Annotated in this window: 17 protein-coding genes; 13 read left to right on the top strand and 4 right to left on the bottom strand. The window is 39.1% G+C overall.

From position 1 onward, the window contains the following. Window positions 1-4: 4 nt before the first annotated feature. Window positions 5-1,849 (bottom strand): sensor histidine kinase, encoded by a 1,845-nt coding sequence (locus ACHFIZ_RS01820; RefSeq protein WP_410882274.1) that lies wholly within the window; start codon window positions 1,847-1,849, stop codon window positions 5-7. Window positions 1,850-2,227: 378 nt separating this feature from the next. Then, window positions 2,228-2,596, bottom strand: a complete 369-nt coding sequence (locus tag ACHFIZ_RS01825; protein WP_410882276.1) for a DUF3127 domain-containing protein — start codon at window positions 2,594-2,596, stop codon at window positions 2,228-2,230. Between the two features lie 72 nt (window positions 2,597-2,668). On the opposite strand from ACHFIZ_RS01825, the gene ACHFIZ_RS01830 reads away from it, so the two are divergent. From ACHFIZ_RS01830 to ACHFIZ_RS01865, 8 genes are all read left to right on the top strand, one after another. Continuing rightward, window positions 2,669-3,862, top strand: coding sequence for a class I SAM-dependent RNA methyltransferase (locus ACHFIZ_RS01830; RefSeq protein ID WP_410882278.1), 1,194 nt, complete (start codon window positions 2,669-2,671; stop codon window positions 3,860-3,862). Between the two features lie 155 nt (window positions 3,863-4,017). Continuing rightward, on the top strand, window positions 4,018-4,296 hold the full coding sequence (locus ACHFIZ_RS01835; RefSeq protein WP_410882280.1) for a helix-turn-helix domain-containing protein: 279 nt from the start codon (window positions 4,018-4,020) through the stop codon (window positions 4,294-4,296). Window positions 4,297-4,328: 32 nt separating this feature from the next. Next, on the top strand, window positions 4,329-4,982 hold the full coding sequence (locus ACHFIZ_RS01840; protein ID WP_410882282.1) for an HD domain-containing protein: 654 nt from the start codon (window positions 4,329-4,331) through the stop codon (window positions 4,980-4,982). Between the two features lie 51 nt (window positions 4,983-5,033). Further along, complete coding sequence (locus ACHFIZ_RS01845; protein WP_410882284.1) at window positions 5,034-6,290, top strand: putative DNA modification/repair radical SAM protein; 1,257 nt, start codon at window positions 5,034-5,036, stop codon at window positions 6,288-6,290. A 9-nt stretch (window positions 6,291-6,299) separates the two neighbouring features. Then, complete coding sequence (locus ACHFIZ_RS01850) at window positions 6,300-7,064, top strand: TIGR03915 family putative DNA repair protein (protein WP_410882286.1); 765 nt, start codon at window positions 6,300-6,302, stop codon at window positions 7,062-7,064. Between the two features lie 24 nt (window positions 7,065-7,088). After that, entirely contained in the window at window positions 7,089-8,114 is a 1,026-nt protein-coding gene (locus ACHFIZ_RS01855) for a sensor histidine kinase (RefSeq protein ID WP_410882288.1), read from the top strand. 86 nt (window positions 8,115-8,200) lie between these two features. Continuing rightward, on the top strand, window positions 8,201-8,842 hold the full coding sequence (locus ACHFIZ_RS01860; protein WP_410882290.1) for a DUF47 domain-containing protein: 642 nt from the start codon (window positions 8,201-8,203) through the stop codon (window positions 8,840-8,842). An 11-nt stretch (window positions 8,843-8,853) separates the two neighbouring features. Beyond that, window positions 8,854-9,864: an anion permease gene (locus ACHFIZ_RS01865; RefSeq protein ID WP_410882292.1), complete on the top strand. Its 1,011-nt coding sequence runs from the start codon at window positions 8,854-8,856 to the stop codon at window positions 9,862-9,864. Here ACHFIZ_RS01865 and ACHFIZ_RS01870 read toward each other — a convergent pair. Then, entirely contained in the window at window positions 9,861-11,162 is a 1,302-nt protein-coding gene (locus ACHFIZ_RS01870; RefSeq protein WP_410882294.1) for a carboxypeptidase-like regulatory domain-containing protein, read from the bottom strand. The genes ACHFIZ_RS01865 and ACHFIZ_RS01870 overlap by 4 nt on opposite strands. Beyond that, window positions 11,155-11,733 carry an RNA polymerase sigma factor gene (locus ACHFIZ_RS01875; RefSeq protein ID WP_410882296.1) on the bottom strand — a complete coding sequence of 193 codons (579 nt, stop codon included), beginning with the start codon at window positions 11,731-11,733 and terminating at the stop codon, window positions 11,155-11,157. Before ACHFIZ_RS01875 ends, ACHFIZ_RS01870 begins: the two co-directional genes overlap by 8 nt. A 96-nt stretch (window positions 11,734-11,829) precedes the next feature. Here ACHFIZ_RS01875 and ACHFIZ_RS01880 point away from each other — a divergent pair, with 96 nt between their 5' ends. The 5 genes from ACHFIZ_RS01880 to ACHFIZ_RS01900 are packed head-to-tail and all read left to right on the top strand — an operon-like array spanning window position 11,830 to window position 16,947. Continuing rightward, a complete protein-coding gene (locus tag ACHFIZ_RS01880) occupies window positions 11,830-13,446 on the top strand; it encodes a YfbK domain-containing protein (protein ID WP_410882298.1) in 1,617 nt (538 codons plus the stop codon). Window positions 13,447-13,460: 14 nt separating this feature from the next. Continuing rightward, window positions 13,461-13,628 carry a YfbK domain-containing protein gene (locus ACHFIZ_RS01885; RefSeq protein WP_410882908.1) on the top strand — a complete coding sequence of 56 codons (168 nt, stop codon included), beginning with the start codon at window positions 13,461-13,463 and terminating at the stop codon, window positions 13,626-13,628. Further along, window positions 13,615-14,352: a DUF4197 domain-containing protein gene (locus ACHFIZ_RS01890; RefSeq protein WP_410882300.1), complete on the top strand. Its 738-nt coding sequence runs from the start codon at window positions 13,615-13,617 to the stop codon at window positions 14,350-14,352. The genes ACHFIZ_RS01885 and ACHFIZ_RS01890 overlap by 14 nt, the downstream gene beginning before the upstream one ends. A gap of 45 nt (window positions 14,353-14,397) precedes the next feature. Next, window positions 14,398-15,645 (top strand): DEAD/DEAH box helicase, encoded by a 1,248-nt coding sequence (locus tag ACHFIZ_RS01895; protein WP_410882302.1) that lies wholly within the window; start codon window positions 14,398-14,400, stop codon window positions 15,643-15,645. Between the two features lie 21 nt (window positions 15,646-15,666). Further along, window positions 15,667-16,947, top strand: coding sequence for a replication-associated recombination protein A (locus tag ACHFIZ_RS01900; RefSeq protein WP_410882304.1), 1,281 nt, complete (start codon window positions 15,667-15,669; stop codon window positions 16,945-16,947). Window positions 16,948-16,995 lie beyond the last annotated feature (48 nt).

Consider the following 16,995-nt stretch of genomic DNA (forward strand, 5'->3'; position numbering starts at 1 on the left):
TAGTTTAATTTAGGGGTAAGCTTATGATGAATTCAGTTCCTTTATCTTTTTCACTGTGTACTTTAATGTTACCACCCATCTGTGTAATAATATCCTGTACGTAATTTAATCCCAAACCAAAGCCTTTAACATCATGCAGGTTACCGGTTGGCACTCTGTAAAACTGATCAAAGATTCTTTTGCTTTGTTCTTTAGTCATCCCAATACCCTCGTCTGCGACTGATACCACAATGCCCTTCGCCGTATTCCTGGTTTTTATAGTAATCCTCGGTTGTTCTGTGCTATATTTATTGGCGTTATCAATGAGGTTGTACAAAACATTCGAAAGATGTAACTCATCTCCCACAACGATTGGGGCAATGGCATCCAAAGCAAGTTCGACCTTCGCAGCCTTTTTCTGCAACTGCAGATCCATACTATCCAAGACGACCATAACCAAATCATTTAAATTTACCTCGGCTTCTTCAAGTTTCAACTCCTTCTTTTCAAGTCTTGCAATGCTTAGAACGCGTTCAATATGATTGCCAAGCCTCACATTCTCATCATAAATAATCCCTGCCAGCCTGCTAATGCGTTTTTTATCTTCTATAATTTCCGGGTCTTTCAAGGCTTCACTGGCAATCATAATTGTAGCCACAGGAGTCTTGAACTCATGGGTCATATTATTAATGAAATCCGTCTTCATCTCCGAAATTTTCTTCTGACGAAGAATAGCATATAAGGTATAAGAAAAAATAAAGACAAGTACCAATAATAACCCTGCCGACGAAGCCATGGTTGTCCACATGTTACCAAGTATGAGGCTATTTTTATTAGGAAAATTAACATATAAGACTCCTGGATCGCCAAAAATGTCTTTATTAAATAAGGTGGTTTTAAAAGTATTAGCCTGAAGTGACTCTTCAACCGCAGTAGATGCTTTCCTATAAACCAACGAATCTTTGTTAGCCATTTTCAGCCAAAAATCATAATTTAGTGTAATGTTTCTGTTGAGGAGTTCTTTCTTCAAAAGCGTGTCGAGTTCCTCCCTGTTGACCCTCCTGGCAATCGGGACATACTTTTGTCGCATTTCTTTTTCCAGATCTGCCAGATAGTTAAGATTGGTTCCATTTAGGGCAACGGTGTCATCCATAAAGTCTTTCAGACCATCTCTATATCTTTGTTCTGCAATCTTATCCTCAATCTTAAACTTTAACGCCATTTCCGCCCGAACCTGTTCCAGTGTTATTGTTATAAATCTTGAGCTTTGTCGATCAATTGCCAGATATCTTAAACTATCTGGCAAATCGTTGGAATTAAGCGAGAATGCCCGAGGTTTGACCTGCTTAACAGTAGGCTCGATTGTCTGGTTGATCGACCCACCCTTAATAACGCCGAATTCATCACGCCAGAGGTCTACCTGAACTTTTAAAGGTGACTGACCCTTTGTATCGTTTCTGGAGATGTCAAGAAAAACATCTTCTGAAATCCGTCTGGGATCGAGGAAGGTTTCTCGGATTAAACTATCACGGGTATTCAGGTCATCAAAGATCCTTTTCTTTTGTCTGAATTTTCGTTCTTCTTCAGCAGCTCTGAAATTTTCCTTAAAATCGACGATTTGCTGAGCTTTGTCTCTAAAATCCCGCTCCCGTTCTTGTCTTACTTCGGCGTCCTTTTTACTGATGTGATTGGCTGCATATCGCTTTTGGACTTTGTTCACCACCGAATTCAAGACCTCATTAACATCATGTTCAAAAAGCTGAGATTTAAGATTATACGCTTCCCTGATGTAATACAATTGCATTACAAAAACGCCAAGCAAAGCTATGGTCATCAGGGAAGTAATAAGCCAAAGGCTTCTTTTTTTCATATCAGCATACCAAAATTAACGAAGCATTTATACAATAGTGGCAATTTAACATATTTTAACACGCAAGTGGATGTGGGTACTATATTCCAGAACCTGGAAGAGAAAAAAACATAGCCGAAACTCTTAAATAAACTCAGACGGTGAACGAAAACCATAAAAAAAGCGGGAATGATCATCCTGACCATGCCCGCTCATCTAAATTAACGCTCTCATATATACATACGACCATAATTGACAAATATTGTATGGTCTTTAAAATTAACATTGCTAAAGGCAAAATACGATACACATGACTTTAGGTATTTCGAATTAACAAAAAAATGCCGCCTTCTTATGGAGGGCGGCATAGCGGTCAATTTGTTTATTTAAAAAAGATCTTTAAAATGGAAGATCATCTTCCTCTCCTGGCGCACTGTTAACATCAGCTGGCGGTGCATATTGCGGAGTAGCGGCAGCAGATGCACTATTTGTGAGTGCATTGATTCTCCAAACTACTAAACTATTAAAGTATGATGTTTTGCCTGTTTTATCTGTCCAAGGGCGACCGCGCAAGTTAAATGAAACCTCTATATCATCACCTTGTTTTAAGCTGTCGAATAATGCAGTTTTATCTTGTAAGGCCTCAAACCTGATGAATTCAGGATAGGTAGGGTTTTCTGCATATTCTATGATAAGATCGCGTTTTTTAAATGTCTCACTCACCTGCTGTAATGCACCGATTTCATGCACTTTTCCTTTAATTTCCATATCAAATACTATTTTATTCTACTGCGAATTTCAAATCTCTATATTTTTATTGATAACTTCGTAAAATTAATTATGCAAGTTTTCCACACAAAAAGCAAGGTAATCATAACCTGCAACAAACGTCTTTCTCCTTATTTACAAGATGAGGTTTTAGCCCTTGGGTACACTATTGTAAGGGATTTCCCTACTGGTGTCGAACTGAAGATAACCCTTTCTGAATGTATTAAGCTGAACTTAAATTTGAGGTGCGCAAGTCAGATCCTGTATTGTTTAAAAAGCTTTAAGGCTGATGATCCCGAAGCGGTCTACAGAGAACTTGTCGAGATGCCATGGGAAGACCTCATAGATTTTTCAGGATATTTCTCGGTAACGTCAAACGTCGATAATCCAACCATCACTACGCCGCTTTTTGCTAATCTTAAAGTTAAAGATGCTATTGTGGATAGAATAAAAGACAAGAAAGGTATCAGACCTAATTCCGGCTCAGATGGAAATAAGGCTGTTGTCCATTTGTATTGGAAAGATAGTGACGCTGATATTTTCATCGATACTTCCGGAGAAACATTGGCCAAACATGGTTATCGTAAAATTCCAGGGAAAGCACCCATGCTGGAAGCATTAGCCGCAAGTGTAGTGTTAAGTAGCAAATGGGACCAAAAGACTCCGTTTGTTAATCCCATGTGTGGTTCTGGCACGCTTGCTATAGAGGCAGCTTTGATAGCAACCAATCGCAGGCCGGGTTTATATAGGATGAATTATGGCTTCATGCATATTCTTGGTTATGATGAGGAAGTATTTTTTGCAGAAAGAAGAATCCTAAAAGATCAGGTAATAAAAAATATAGACCTTCAAATTATCGCTACAGATATTTCTGAGGATGCAGTTGATGTAAGCCGAAAAAATGCAAAAACTGCTGGTGTTGATACGCTGATTAGTTTTGAAGTTTGTGATTTTGCAGAGACAAAGGTGCCTGACGGCGGGAAGGGAGTCGTTATTTTTAATCCGGAATATGGCGAACGACTAGGGGTACACTCTAAACTGGAACTGACCTACAAACGAATAGGCGATTTTCTGAAGCAGGATTGCAAAGGCTATTTTGGATACATCTTCACAGGAAATCCCGACTTGGCTAAAAAGATCGGCCTTAAGGCTACGCGAAAAATAGAATTCTATAATGGTAAGCTAGATTGTCGAATGCTCGAATACGAATTGTATGATGGTACAAGAAGACCTGAAGGGGAAAAATTACCTGTAGAAGCTATCTAGGCAACTGAGTTACGCTGTAAATTCCAAATGCCCACATGGATGGCATTCACTTTCTACCAAAAGCAAAGGTGTAATCAGATTTGTTTAAATTTTTGAAAAACACGCTTCCTTTTTTTTTGTTTATAAAATTCATTGGGGGAATTAAAAACGAGATTATGAGGGATCAACTAGCGTCTAAAACAAAAGTTGTAGCGGGCAACATAAGGAAGACAAGGGAGTTTAGGAATTATACCCAGGATTATCTTGCGGCTAAATTAGGGATTTCTCAAAATGCGTATAGCAAAATTGAACTGGGATATAGTAGGCTTACTTTGGAACGACTATTTCAAATAAGTACTGTTCTGGAAGTAGAAGTTATGCAGCTAATCTCCTTCGATGATACAGAGCTTACTCAGATAGCATCGCCATCACGTGAAATCATCGTGAACACTTAATTACTATCTTTGAGCTTCAATATTTAGAATTTATGACGCAAACTATTGAGCTCACGATATCATTCGTTAAAGAAAAGCTTGAGCTGGCAGAAGCTGGTCACGACTGGTTCCATATCGACAGGGTTTATAAAACTGCTCTAAAAATTAACGCTGAAGAAGGCGGCGATTTAATGGTTGTATCATTGGCAGCTTTATTACATGACATTGCAGATAGCAAGTTCAATGACGGTGATGAGGAAATTGGACCAAGAATAGCTGTAGGGTTTCTAGAATCAATATCTGTGGATCGGCGAATCATCTCTCATGTTCGGGAAATTATTAAAAATCTTAGTTTTAAAGTCAGTTTAGGAAAGATAGAATTCAGTTCGAAGGAACTTGATATTGTACAGGATGCTGATCGACTTGATGCCATAGGCGCAATTGGTATAGCCAGAGCATTTACTTATGGCGGCTATAAAAATAGAGTGATGTACAATCCTGAAGTTCTACCGGCCAATAATCAAACCAAGGAAGCATATAAAAATTCGGTTGCTCCAACTATAAATCATTTCTATGAGAAACTTTTGCTGTTGAAAGATCTGATGAAAACTGAAGCCGGTTCCAGGATTGCTCAAAAAAGGCATGACTTCATGTTAGCGTATTTAGAACATTTTTTCGAGGAGGCTGGTCAGCCGATGTTTTCTTAATGCTACTATAATTAGTTTTAATTGCTATATTTGTTAGTAAATAAATATAGCATGTCTGAGCGGATTAGGGAAAAACTGACCATCTTGGCCGACGCGGCTAAGTATGATGTTTCATGTTCTTCGAGTGGTGGAACAAGAAAAAATGACAACAAGGGAATCGGAAATAGCCACACCTCTGGCATATGTCATACTTATACAGAAGATGGCCGGTGTGTATCATTACTCAAAATCCTGCTTACAAATCATTGCATTTATGATTGTGCCTTTTGTGTTTCAAGGAAAAGCAATGATATTGAGCGCGCTGCTTTTACAGTTGAAGAAGTGGTATCGCTGACAATGAATTTCTATCGTAGAAATTATATTGAAGGACTATTTCTGAGTTCCGGAATTTTTAAGAACGCTGATTTCACAATGGAGCGATTACTTAGAGTGGTCAAAAAACTTCGGTTAGAAGAAAGATTCAATGGTTATATCCATTTAAAAACTATACCTGGAGCGAGCGAAGACATGATTATGGAAGCAGGATTGTATGCAGACCGTATGAGTATAAATCTGGAAATGCCTACTGAAATTGGACTAAAACTCTTAGCCCCCGAAAAAAGCCATAATGATGTGATCAAACCCCTCGGTTTTATCCAGAATCAAATTATCCGATTAAAGGACGAAAAGAAGCTTATTAAGAGTGTCCCTAAATTTGTTCCTGCTGGTCAAAGTACGCAAATGGTAATTGGTGCCACGCCTGAGACAGACAAAGAAATTATGCAAACGGCAGCCTTGTTTTATAAAGATTTCTCATTAAAGCGGGTCTATTATTCGGGTTATATTCCGATTAGCAATGACAACAGATTGCCTATAATTGGATCTCAACCGCCATTAATTCGTGAAAACCGGCTTTATCAGACTGATTGGTTGATGCGTTTTTATGGATTCCATGTTAACGAGCTTTTAAATGATGCTAACCCACACCTTGATATTGACATCGACCCAAAGCTGAGCTGGGCATTGCGAAATCTCCAATTCTTTCCGATTGACATCAATGTCGCCGCCTACAAAATGATTTTACGAATTCCTGGGATAGGCCTCACTTCTGCACAAAAAATAGTGCAGGCAAGGAAATTTGGAAAATTGCGAATCGATCAACTAAAAAAGATTGGGGTTGCCTATAACAGGGCTAAGTTTTTTATAAAATGTGCAGATACCCTTTATCAATTAAAAGATTATCAAAATACACAGATCAAATCCTTTATTCTTGCAGAGAGCCAAAGCAAATATATCAAAAATGATGTTCAGCAACTTGTGATGTTTTAAAATCCTGAAATGATATACATTATTGACGGAAGCCTGGAAAGTGTACTTTGTGCAGTTTTTGAATGGTTTGAAAGGAAACCTGGCAAAGTATTATTAAAAATGAAGCAGCATTTTGAACCAGATGCATTTGAAGAGGTATTTTCAGTAAACAATGATCCGGTTAAGGCAGACCGGGTTTGGGAAGGACTACAACGAACGCTTGACGCGAGTTGGATCAGGAAGTACTATTGTACTTTTTTATCCGAAAAACCAGATGCATTGGTAAGCCTGTTTGAATTCACATGTTACTTGTTTTTAAATAAAAGTGGTGCAGAGCAGAATTACGGCAATGAGTATGTCTTGGCTATTGCACAAACAGCAAGAAAGGTGGAACGGGAAAAACATAGAATGGAAGCATTTATAAGATTCAAACAAGGTGCAGATGGAATGTTTTACTGTGGAATAGATCCCGACTTTAATGTGATACCGCTAATCATGAAACATTTCAAGGATCGTTATGCAGATCAAAAATGGGTAATCTATGACCTGAAAAGACATTACGGAATATTTTATGATCTGGAAAAAATTGAGGAAATCTATCTAAGTAAAGAGGATCAAAGGAAGCTAAATGACCCGCAGACAGACTTAGTATCGGAAAAAGAAGGAATGTATTCAGATCTATGGATCAATTACTTTAAGAGCACGAACATTGTAGCACGGAAAAATAGGAAACTTCATATGCAGCATGTGCCGAAAAGATATTGGAAATATCTTACTGAAAAGCAAGGCATTTGATATTTTATCTTGTAAATTGCTAGCATGAAATTAAGTGTATTGGTACTCATAACAGCCTTTTCGGTTGCTTTATCAATTGGTCTTGTCAATTATTATTTCCAGCACAGCTGGTATTTTATGTTGATCTCTTTCGGTGTATCATTCTTTACTAGTTTTATTGTTTTTTATTATCTGCTCGAAAAGTATATCTATTCAAAGGTTGTTTTGATCTATAAAATGATCCACAATCTTAAACTCGGCAAAGACCTAAAGGATGCGCTTGGTGAGTATGTGAGTTCTGACCCTATTAATGATGTGGAGCAGGAAGTGAAAGAGTGGGCAGGAGCTAAAAAACGAGAGATTGACGTTTTAAAAAAACAAGAGCAATTCAGGAGGGAATTTCTATCCAATGTCTCTCACGAATTTAAAACGCCATTGTTTGCTATACAGGGGTATATTGATACGCTCCAAGATTGCCTCGTCGACGATCCCGAAATGGCGACAAAATTCTTAAAAAAGGCTGCTAATAACGTTGAACGCTTAAGCTATCTAATTAACGATCTTGATTCAATTTCTAAATTAGAAACCGGAGAGATCCCAATTAACTTTCAAAAATTTGATTTTGTTGGCTTAGCGAAAGAGGTAATGGAAGGCCTGGAAGACAACGCAAGAAATAAAAACATTAAGCTTTCCTTCAAAGAGAAGTATACTTCGCCTGCATATGTTAAGGCCGATCGTGAAAAAATAAGGCAGGTGATGATTAACCTGGTGCAAAACTCATTGAAATATGGTAGGACAAACGGATCAACCGCTATTAAGATATTTGAACTACATGACCAATTTTTGATAGAGGTTACTGACGACGGAATAGGCATTGAGGAGAAGCATTTACCTAGATTATTTGAAAGGTTCTACCGGATTGACTCGCACAGGTCAAGAGAAGAAGGTGGGACTGGGCTTGGACTCGCAATTGTAAAACACATTTTAGAAGCACATCAGCAAATAATCTCAGTACGAAGCACTTTGCAAATTGGGACAACATTCGCCTTCACATTGGAAAAGATCAATTAAGTACATTAAGATAATCAAAAAACCTTGACACTTAACATTAAGTTAACATTGTACGCCTACTTTTGTACCATATTATATTTAATAAGATGAACAGCATTTTCAATTTCTTCACTCCAAAGGATAAAAAGTTTCAACCGCTATTCGAGCAGGCAGGAAGTAACGTCTTGAAAATTTCAGAGGCCTTATTGTTAGCGCTAACCGCGTCTGACATGGAAAAAAGAAAAGAACACATTAAAGAAATCGAGCGATTAGAGCATGTTGGTGACGATATTACCCATTCAATCTTTCTGGAGCTGAGTAAGAACTTCATTACTCCCTTTGACAGGGAAGATATCCATGCACTAGCTAGCGCAGTGGATGACATTGCAGATTACATCCACGCTTCAGCGACAAACATTGAGTTATACAACATCACCAACATAGGTGATGCAATGATCAAACTTGCAGAGCTTTTAGTAGAAATGTGTACGGATTTAGACAAAGCGATAAAAGAACTAAGGAGTTTCAAAAATATCCGCGTTATCGCTGATGCATGTGTAAGGATCAACAGCGGCGAAAATCAGGCTGATTATGTATGCAACTTAGCAGTCGCCCGTCTATTTGAATTTGAAACAAACGCGATCGAATTGATCAAACAAAAAGAACTTCTTCAAACACTAGAGATGGCTACAGATAAATGTGAGGATGCGGCCAATGTGTTAGAGTCTATTTTGGTTAAGAACGCTTAAAACATTTAAAAATGGTAACTACCTTACTGGTTGTTGTAATTGTTTTAGCAATTGCTTTCGATTATATCAACGGCTTTCATGATGCGGCCAATTCAATAGCAACTATAGTATCAACAAAAGTATTATCGCCCTTTCAGGCTGTACTTTGGGCAGCATTATTCAACTTTGCTGCATATTTCTATTTCACAGACCATAAAGTAGCGAATACAATAGCTAAAACGGTAGTGGAGAATTTCATTACATTAGAAGTTATTCTTGCCGGTCTGATCGCTGCGATCATGTGGAACTTATTTACCTGGTGGTTTGGAATTCCTTCCAGCTCATCGCATACATTGATCGGGGGATTCGCTGGTGCTGGTATGACCAAAGCCGCATCCTTAGGCGTTAATGTGATGACGGCTATCAACCTTGCCCCTATATTGAAAGTTGTTGCTTTTATTGTCTTGGCTCCAGTCATTGGTATGGCCATTTCAGTGATCATTTCAATTATCATACTTCATATTTCAAAGAATGCAAGACCATCAGTAGCCGAAAAATGGTTCAAAAGGCTTCAATTGGTTTCTTCTGCAGCGTTGAGCTTTACCCATGGAGGTAATGATGCACAAAAAGTTATGGGTATTATTTATGTAGCCATGGTAGCCTCAAATGTCCTTACTACTGGTGACCCGATGCCGGAATGGATTCCAATTTCCTGCTACGCAGCTATTGCCTTAGGCACTATGAGTGGAGGATGGAAAATCGTCAAAACTATGGGTTCAAAAATTACTAAAGTGAACGCTTTTGAAGGTGTCGCAGCAGAATCTGCTGGTGCAGTTACCTTAGGTATTACGGAACACTTTGGAATTCCTGTTTCAACAACTCATACCATTACAGGATCAATTGTCGGCGTTGGCCTTCTGAAAAGGGTTTCAGCGGTACGATGGGGTGTAACGGTAAGCCTTTTATGGGCATGGGTATTAACTATCCCAGTTTCGGCTACACTTGCTGCTATCATCTTCAGCTTTATCCACCTGTTTTTCTAAAAGTCAATCCTAAAACTAATTTTTGCATTTGCAAGCTGGGGCTGTAACCATCTCGGGCCTTCTTTCATCAATCGTATTGCTTCTTTATCGTACTTACTGGAAATGCCCGACACTACTTTAATATTTTGGGCAAGTCCTGCAGTGTCAATAATGAAGCTTAATTCAACTGATTTCCCCACCCTTGGTTGACCTTTAAATTTATTATTGTTATTAAGATACATGAAGTAATGATCCCAACCCTCTATGGGGTGAGACTTTGACGGTGCACCAGAATTATTCTGAATGTTTAATCCCGCCACCTTCCCCTGCAGCAGTTGCTCAACATTGCCAACAGGAACATCAACCACTTCTTTACCGGAGACAATGTATGAAGATCCTGTGGTCTGTTCTTTGGTTCTATTGACGTAGCCTCTAATCACAACTTCCTCATTTAAGATATTTGAAGTTTCCTTAAGAGCTATTGTAAGCGGCTGATTGGATTTAATCCGCAATACCTGTGTGTCATACGAAACAGAACTTATTATAATAGTCGAATCTACTATCGAGTCATCCTTTTTGAATGAAAACAGACCGTTTGCATCAACGCTGGCTACTACCTTAAGTAATCCTTTTGAATCTCTTGCTGAAACATAGGCACCAATCATTGGGCTTCCTGTAGCTTCATCCACCACCTTACCCGAAACAATATCCGAACGCTGCGAGGTCTTCATAACTACAGCGCTTGAAAAAATTGCAGAAGCTCTTCTGCTTGCAATTTTTTCTTCGACATCTGTCTGCTTAGGAACAGCAACACTGGATTGAGAAGCTGTTGCATCAGGTGCAGAAAGAACAACCTTAGCTTTTCTAGTTTGTGCAATAGCTTCTTCTTTCGGTAAAGAAAATACTTCTCGCATAACTGCTTTTGAAAGGCCGCTATCTTGGTCTTTCTTAGGGGCAATAGACACTTCGACTTTTTTAGAAGAATTCAAAGCTTTATCGTAATTCACCTGATTCATCCAATACACGATACCTACCGTGATAAACAAAACAGCGGCAGCCGAGCCAATACTGAGTCTCTGCCAGGTAATGACAGACTGCTTCTTTATAATTTGATGTTGATTAATGCGGTCTCTGAGTTGCTTTTGCAGTAAAGAAATAGATTCCAGGGAACGTTTTGGAGAAGCACTCAGACCCGTCAATGCTTCTGCAACGAATGGATCTTCAAGCGCTTCGCGCTCCACCCTATTCATGGTCTTTGCATCCAACTTACCGTCAAGGTAGTCTTCTAAAACATCTATATTTAACCAATCGTTATTCACCACTATTCTTTTCTATACAAATCTTCAAGTTTCTTTTCCCGTTCTGAATATAGCTTTTTACTTTAAGCATATCGTATCCGGTCATATCCGAGACTTCCTTATAACATTTTTCCTGCAAATAAAATAGATCTACAGTGATTCTCTGTTCCTGAGGGAGCTTCTCCATACACTTCTCCATAACGGAAAGCTTACTTTCTTTTGTATCATCCATATCTAGATGCACAAAGTCTGTGTTTTCCACAAATGTATCTTCTAAAGATACGGTTTCATGTTTGGCATTTTTACGTATTGCCATCAGACAATGATTGCGAGTGAGCACGTGAAGCCAGCTTTTGAAATTCTGAACTTCATGAACTTTTAACTTCAGAATAAGCTCTTCAAAAATCTGCATCACAGCATCTTTACTTAACTCCTCGTCTTTCAGGTAGTTAATACATACTCCGAAAACCAGGTGCATATATTTGTTATACAGTTGACCCAGTACATCAAGACTGCCACTTACCTTGTAGCTTCTTATAAGGTCTGCATCATTCTGTTCCTGTGTTCGCGAATTGTTCCTAATAAATTTCAAAGGTTTGAGCGGATATTGAGCTCAAGTATAAAAATATTTTTTGACACTATTATGGAATTCGAGTAAAGCGCTCATCCTGTTTACAAATTAAAGGTTATGAAAATATTAATACTAATTCTAACAATCCTCTTGTCTCTAACCGATTATACTACTTCAAAAGCACAGGAACGAACCATCAAAGGAACAGTTACTGATAAAAGAACCGGGAACCCTATAGTTGGGGCATACGTCTCTGTTTCAGACGATAAGAGAATTTTGAGGGTTCAGACGACTGTTAATCAGAATGGAACATATAGTGTTACAGTTGGAAAAGACGTCCAGGAATTGGTATTCTCTTACGTTAGTTACAACACGGTTACAATTAAAATAAATAAAGCCCGGATTATCGATGTAAAAATGGAGGAGACGCAGAACGCCTTGAATGAAGAGGTCGTGATCAGAGGTTATGTAAAGCGTACTCGGGAAGCGACGACAGGAAGCTCGTATATTGTAAGTGGAAAAAAAGTACAGGATATCCCTGTTGGCAATGTTGAGCAGCTACTTCAAGGAGTAAGTACTGGCAAACTTAAAATACAGAATAACACGGGTGCTCCAAGTTTAAGAAGACCAATCAATATCCGCGGTTTAGATGACAATGAAAGTTACGCCACAGTAACTGAGAATAAATTTAAAAATGTGCTACAAAGTCCTCTATCTACTTTTTCGATTGATGTGGATGCCGCAAGCTACAGCAACCTTCGCCGATTTATAAACAATGGTAGTTTGCCTCCTTCAGCTGCCGTAAGGATTGAAGAAATGATTAATTACTTTGATTATGAATATGAACAACCAAAGGGTACTAACCCTGTCAACATTAATACAGAAATTTCTAATGCTCCATGGAATACAAGCCATAGATTGGTGAAGATTGGGTTGCAGGCAAAAAAGGTATCCAACGCCAATTTGCCGGCATCCAATCTTGTATTCCTAATAGATGTCTCAGGTTCCATGAATCAGGCAAACAAATTGCCGCTTCTTATTTCATCCTTTAAAATGCTTGCCGACCAGCTTAGAAAACAAGATAAAGTAGCGATAGTGGTTTATGCCGGAAATGCAGGCGTGGTACTCCCATCGACTAATGGAAATGAGAAAACAAAAATTAAGGAAGCCTTGAATAAGTTAAGTGCAGGTGGCTCTACAGCTGGCGGAGAAGGTATTGAACTCGCTTACAAAATTGCTGCTGGAAATTTTGTAAAGGGAGGAAATAATAGAGTCATCCTGGCCACAGATGGAGACTTCAATGTGGGTGCTTCAAGCGATAACGAAATGGAAAATTTGATTGAACAGAAGCGTAAAAGTGGGATATTTCTGACTGTCCTTGGTTATGGAATGGGAAACTACAAAAACAGCAAGATGGAAAAGCTCGCCGACAAGGGTAATGGCAATTATGCTTATATAGATAATATATCTGAAGCCAGGAAAGTTTTAGTAACTGAGTTTGGAGGAACATTATACACCGTCGCGAAAGATGTAAAATTGCAAGTTGAGTTTAATCCATCAAAGGCACAAGCTTACAGGTTGATTGGTTACGAAAATAGGATGCTAAAGTCGAAAGACTTCAATGACGATAAGAAAGACGCTGGTGAAATGGGCTCAGGTCACACTGTTACCGCACTATATGAAGTAATTCTGGTAGATTTAGTGCAGCGGTTGCCGAGTTCGGACTTCTTTTAAAGCAATCAGAATTTATTCAACAGTCCAGTTTCGACCATGTAATATCCACAGCAGACGCTGCTAGGGGTAAAGATAGCGAAGGCTATCGATCTGAATTCGTGAAATTAGCTAGGTCTGCAAAGTTATTGGCCAAAGAATTGCTTAGTATTGAGCATACGAGCAAATCAGATGAGAACTATTAGCCTTTTACTTTCTTTAATTCTATTAACCTTTTTAAGTAGCTGTGACGTACAAAGTCAGGCACAGCTAGGAAACATTATCAAGCAGCTTCCTATTGGAAATCCTACGACGACAGAAATTGGACTAGGGTTGAAACAGGCGTTAGAAATAGGAACAACAAATGGGGCTAATGAATTATCTGCTAAAGATGGATTTCTGGGAAATTTGGCAGTTAAGGTCTTATTTCCTCCAGAGGCTCAAAAGGTAGAGAAAACATTACGTACAATTGGCTTAGGCTCTTTAGCTGATAATGTAATATTAACCATCAACAGAGCAGCTGAAGATGCTGCTAAAGAAGCAAAACCTATATTTATTTCCGCCATTAAGCAAATGACAATAGCGGATGCTACGAATATACTATTGGGGAAAGAAGATGCTGCTACTACCTATTTTAAGCGGGCTACTACTGCGCAGCTTATGGAAAAGTTCCGGCCTGTTATCACAACCAGCTTAGCTAAAGTAGGCGCTACGAAATACTGGAGCGATGCTGCAAACCAATACAATAAGATTCCATTAGTTAATCCGATTTCGACAGATCTATCTTCCTATGTAGCACAGAAAGCAATTGACGGGATGTTTATACAAGTTGCACAGGAGGAATTAAAAATCCGCGACAATATTGGAGCAAGAAGCACGACTTTATTACAAAGGGTCTTTGGTTATGCAGATAAGAATAAAGCAAAATAAAAAGGTTACTTTTAGAAAGTAAAAAACTAACAATAAAAAAGTAGATTGGATTTCAAAGATTTTAATTTTAACCCGGACTTATACGAGGGTTTATTGGCAATGGGATTTCGCAGTGCCACACCAATACAACAACAAGCTATCCCACTGATTCTTAATAAGCAAGATTTAATCGCCTGCGCACAAACGGGTACAGGAAAAACGGGTGCATACCTTTTACCGATCATGAATATGATCAGTGAAACCCCAGAACGGCATAACAATACGCTTATTCTTGCACCCACACGTGAACTCGCACAGCAGATAGATCTGCAAGTTGAAGCACTCTCCTATTTCACCAATATCAGTTCTTTAACTGTATACGGCGGTGGGGATGGAATAGCTTATGAACAACAAAAAAGATCAATGCGCGAAGGTGTCGACATTATAATTGCCACTCCAGGAAGACTCATATCCCACCTGTCCTCAGGATTATTAAATCTTGATCAACTTAAACATCTGGTACTGGATGAGGCAGACAGAATGCTGGACATGGGCTTTTATGATGACATCATGAAGATTGTGGGGTATTTACCACAGGTTCGTCAAACGGTATTGTTCTCGGCAACCATGCCACCTAAAATTAGAAAGCTCGCTTCAACGCTCCTAAAGGATCCGCAGCAAATAAATATCGCTATCTCTAAGCCGGCGGAAGGCATTTTACAGCAAATATATCTTGCTCATGACGAGCAAAAAGTGCCCCTTCTAACCAGAATACTTAAATCCGGTGATTTCAAAAGCATTATTGTTTTTGCATCAACAAAGGAGAAGGTAAAAAACTTGGGTAAGGTGTTTAGAAATCTCGGGTTAAAAGCTGAAGCCTTTCATTCAGATCTTACCCAAAAAGAGAGAGAAGCAGCACTGTTGAAATTTAAAAATAGAATGCTCCCAATATTGATCGGTACAGATGTGTTAAGTCGTGGCATTGATGTGGAAGGAATTGACCTTGTTGTCAATTTTGACGTACCGCATGACGCCGAAGATTACGTGCACAGAGTTGGCCGTACAGCGCGTGCCTCTACAAAAGGAACGGCGATAACTTTAGTAAATCCGAAGGATAAAAGAAAACTGGAAAGCATTGAAAAGCTGATTGAAAAAAGAATTGATCGCATCCCTATGCCGGAAGATCTCGGCACTGCTCCATTGGAATCGGTAAGTGCAGTTGCAACCGATCGCTCAAAATTTACTGGCGCTCCTAAGAGAAAGTTTTGGAAGAAAAAGCCTGGCACAGTTAACAGCAATCCTAAGACAGAATAAATATTCTGTATATTTACTTTCATGCAGAATTTACCTCCATTAGCTGAACGGATGCGTCCACAAAGTCTGGATGAGTATGTTGGGCAGAAACATATTGTTGGTCCTGACGCGGTTTTACGTAAAGCTATTCAAAGCGCGCAATTACCCTCGATGATCTTTTGGGGTCCTCCTGGAGTTGGCAAAACAACACTTGCCTATATTATATCTCAGACCTTAGATCGGCCTTTCTTTAATCTAAGCGCTATCAATTCTGGTGTAAAGGACATTAGAGAAGTGATCGATAAGGCGGCACAACTTAAAAATAACTTAATGGGTCTGCCGATCTTGTTTATTGATGAAATTCACCGGTTCAGCAAATCACAACAAGATAGTCTCCTTGGGGCAGTAGAAAGAGGCCTGGTGACATTGATTGGTGCAACTACAGAAAACCCTTCCTTCGAGGTGATTTCCGCATTGCTTTCGCGATGCCAGGTCTACATACTCAAGGCGCTTGATGAAGCAGAGCTTACCGGTTTGCTACAAGCGGCGATTAAGCAAGATGTACTTCTTAAGCAAAAGAAAATAACAATTAAAGAACATGAAGCACTCATTCGTCTTTCTGGCGGCGATGGACGTAAGCTATTAAATGTTCTGGAGATTGTTGTCAACGGAATAGGCGGAGACAAACCTGTACTCACTAATGAGAACGTACTTGCCCATGCTCAGCAGAATCTCGCATTGTACGATAAAGCCGGGGAGCAGCATTATGACATCATCTCTGCCTTTATCAAATCTATAAGAGGTAGCGATCCAAATGCTGCAGTTTACTGGTTGGCACGAATGATTGAAGGTGGAGAAGACCCGCTATTTATAGCAAGAAGACTAGTTATTTTATCATCGGAGGATATTGGCAATGCCAATCCAAATGCGCTATTGCTTGCTAACAATTGCTTTGCGGCCGTAAACGTTATTGGCTTTCCAGAATCCAGAATCATACTTTCTCAATGTGTTACCTATCTGGCCAGCTCTGCCAAAAGTAATGCTTCATATGAAGCCATTAATCGTGCACAGGCCCTCGTGAAGCAATCAGGTAATTTACCTGTTCCGCTTCACATCAGGAATGCGCCGACCAAGCTTATGAAAAACATTGGTTACGGAAAAGATTATCAGTATGCTCATGTCTATGAAGGAAACTTTTCTCCTCAGGAATACTTTCCTGAAGAGTTAAGTGGCACCAAACTTTATGATCCCGGGAACAACCCTGCAGAAGAGAAGTTGCGGGAGAAACTCAAGTCTAATTGGAAAGATAAATACAATTATTAGTGTAACAAAAACTAGGATCTTGTATCCAAATTATAACTTAAATTTAGA

The organism is Pedobacter sp. JCM 36344 (assembly GCF_046546555.1).
GTDB lineage: Bacteria > Bacteroidota > Bacteroidia > Sphingobacteriales > Sphingobacteriaceae > Pedobacter.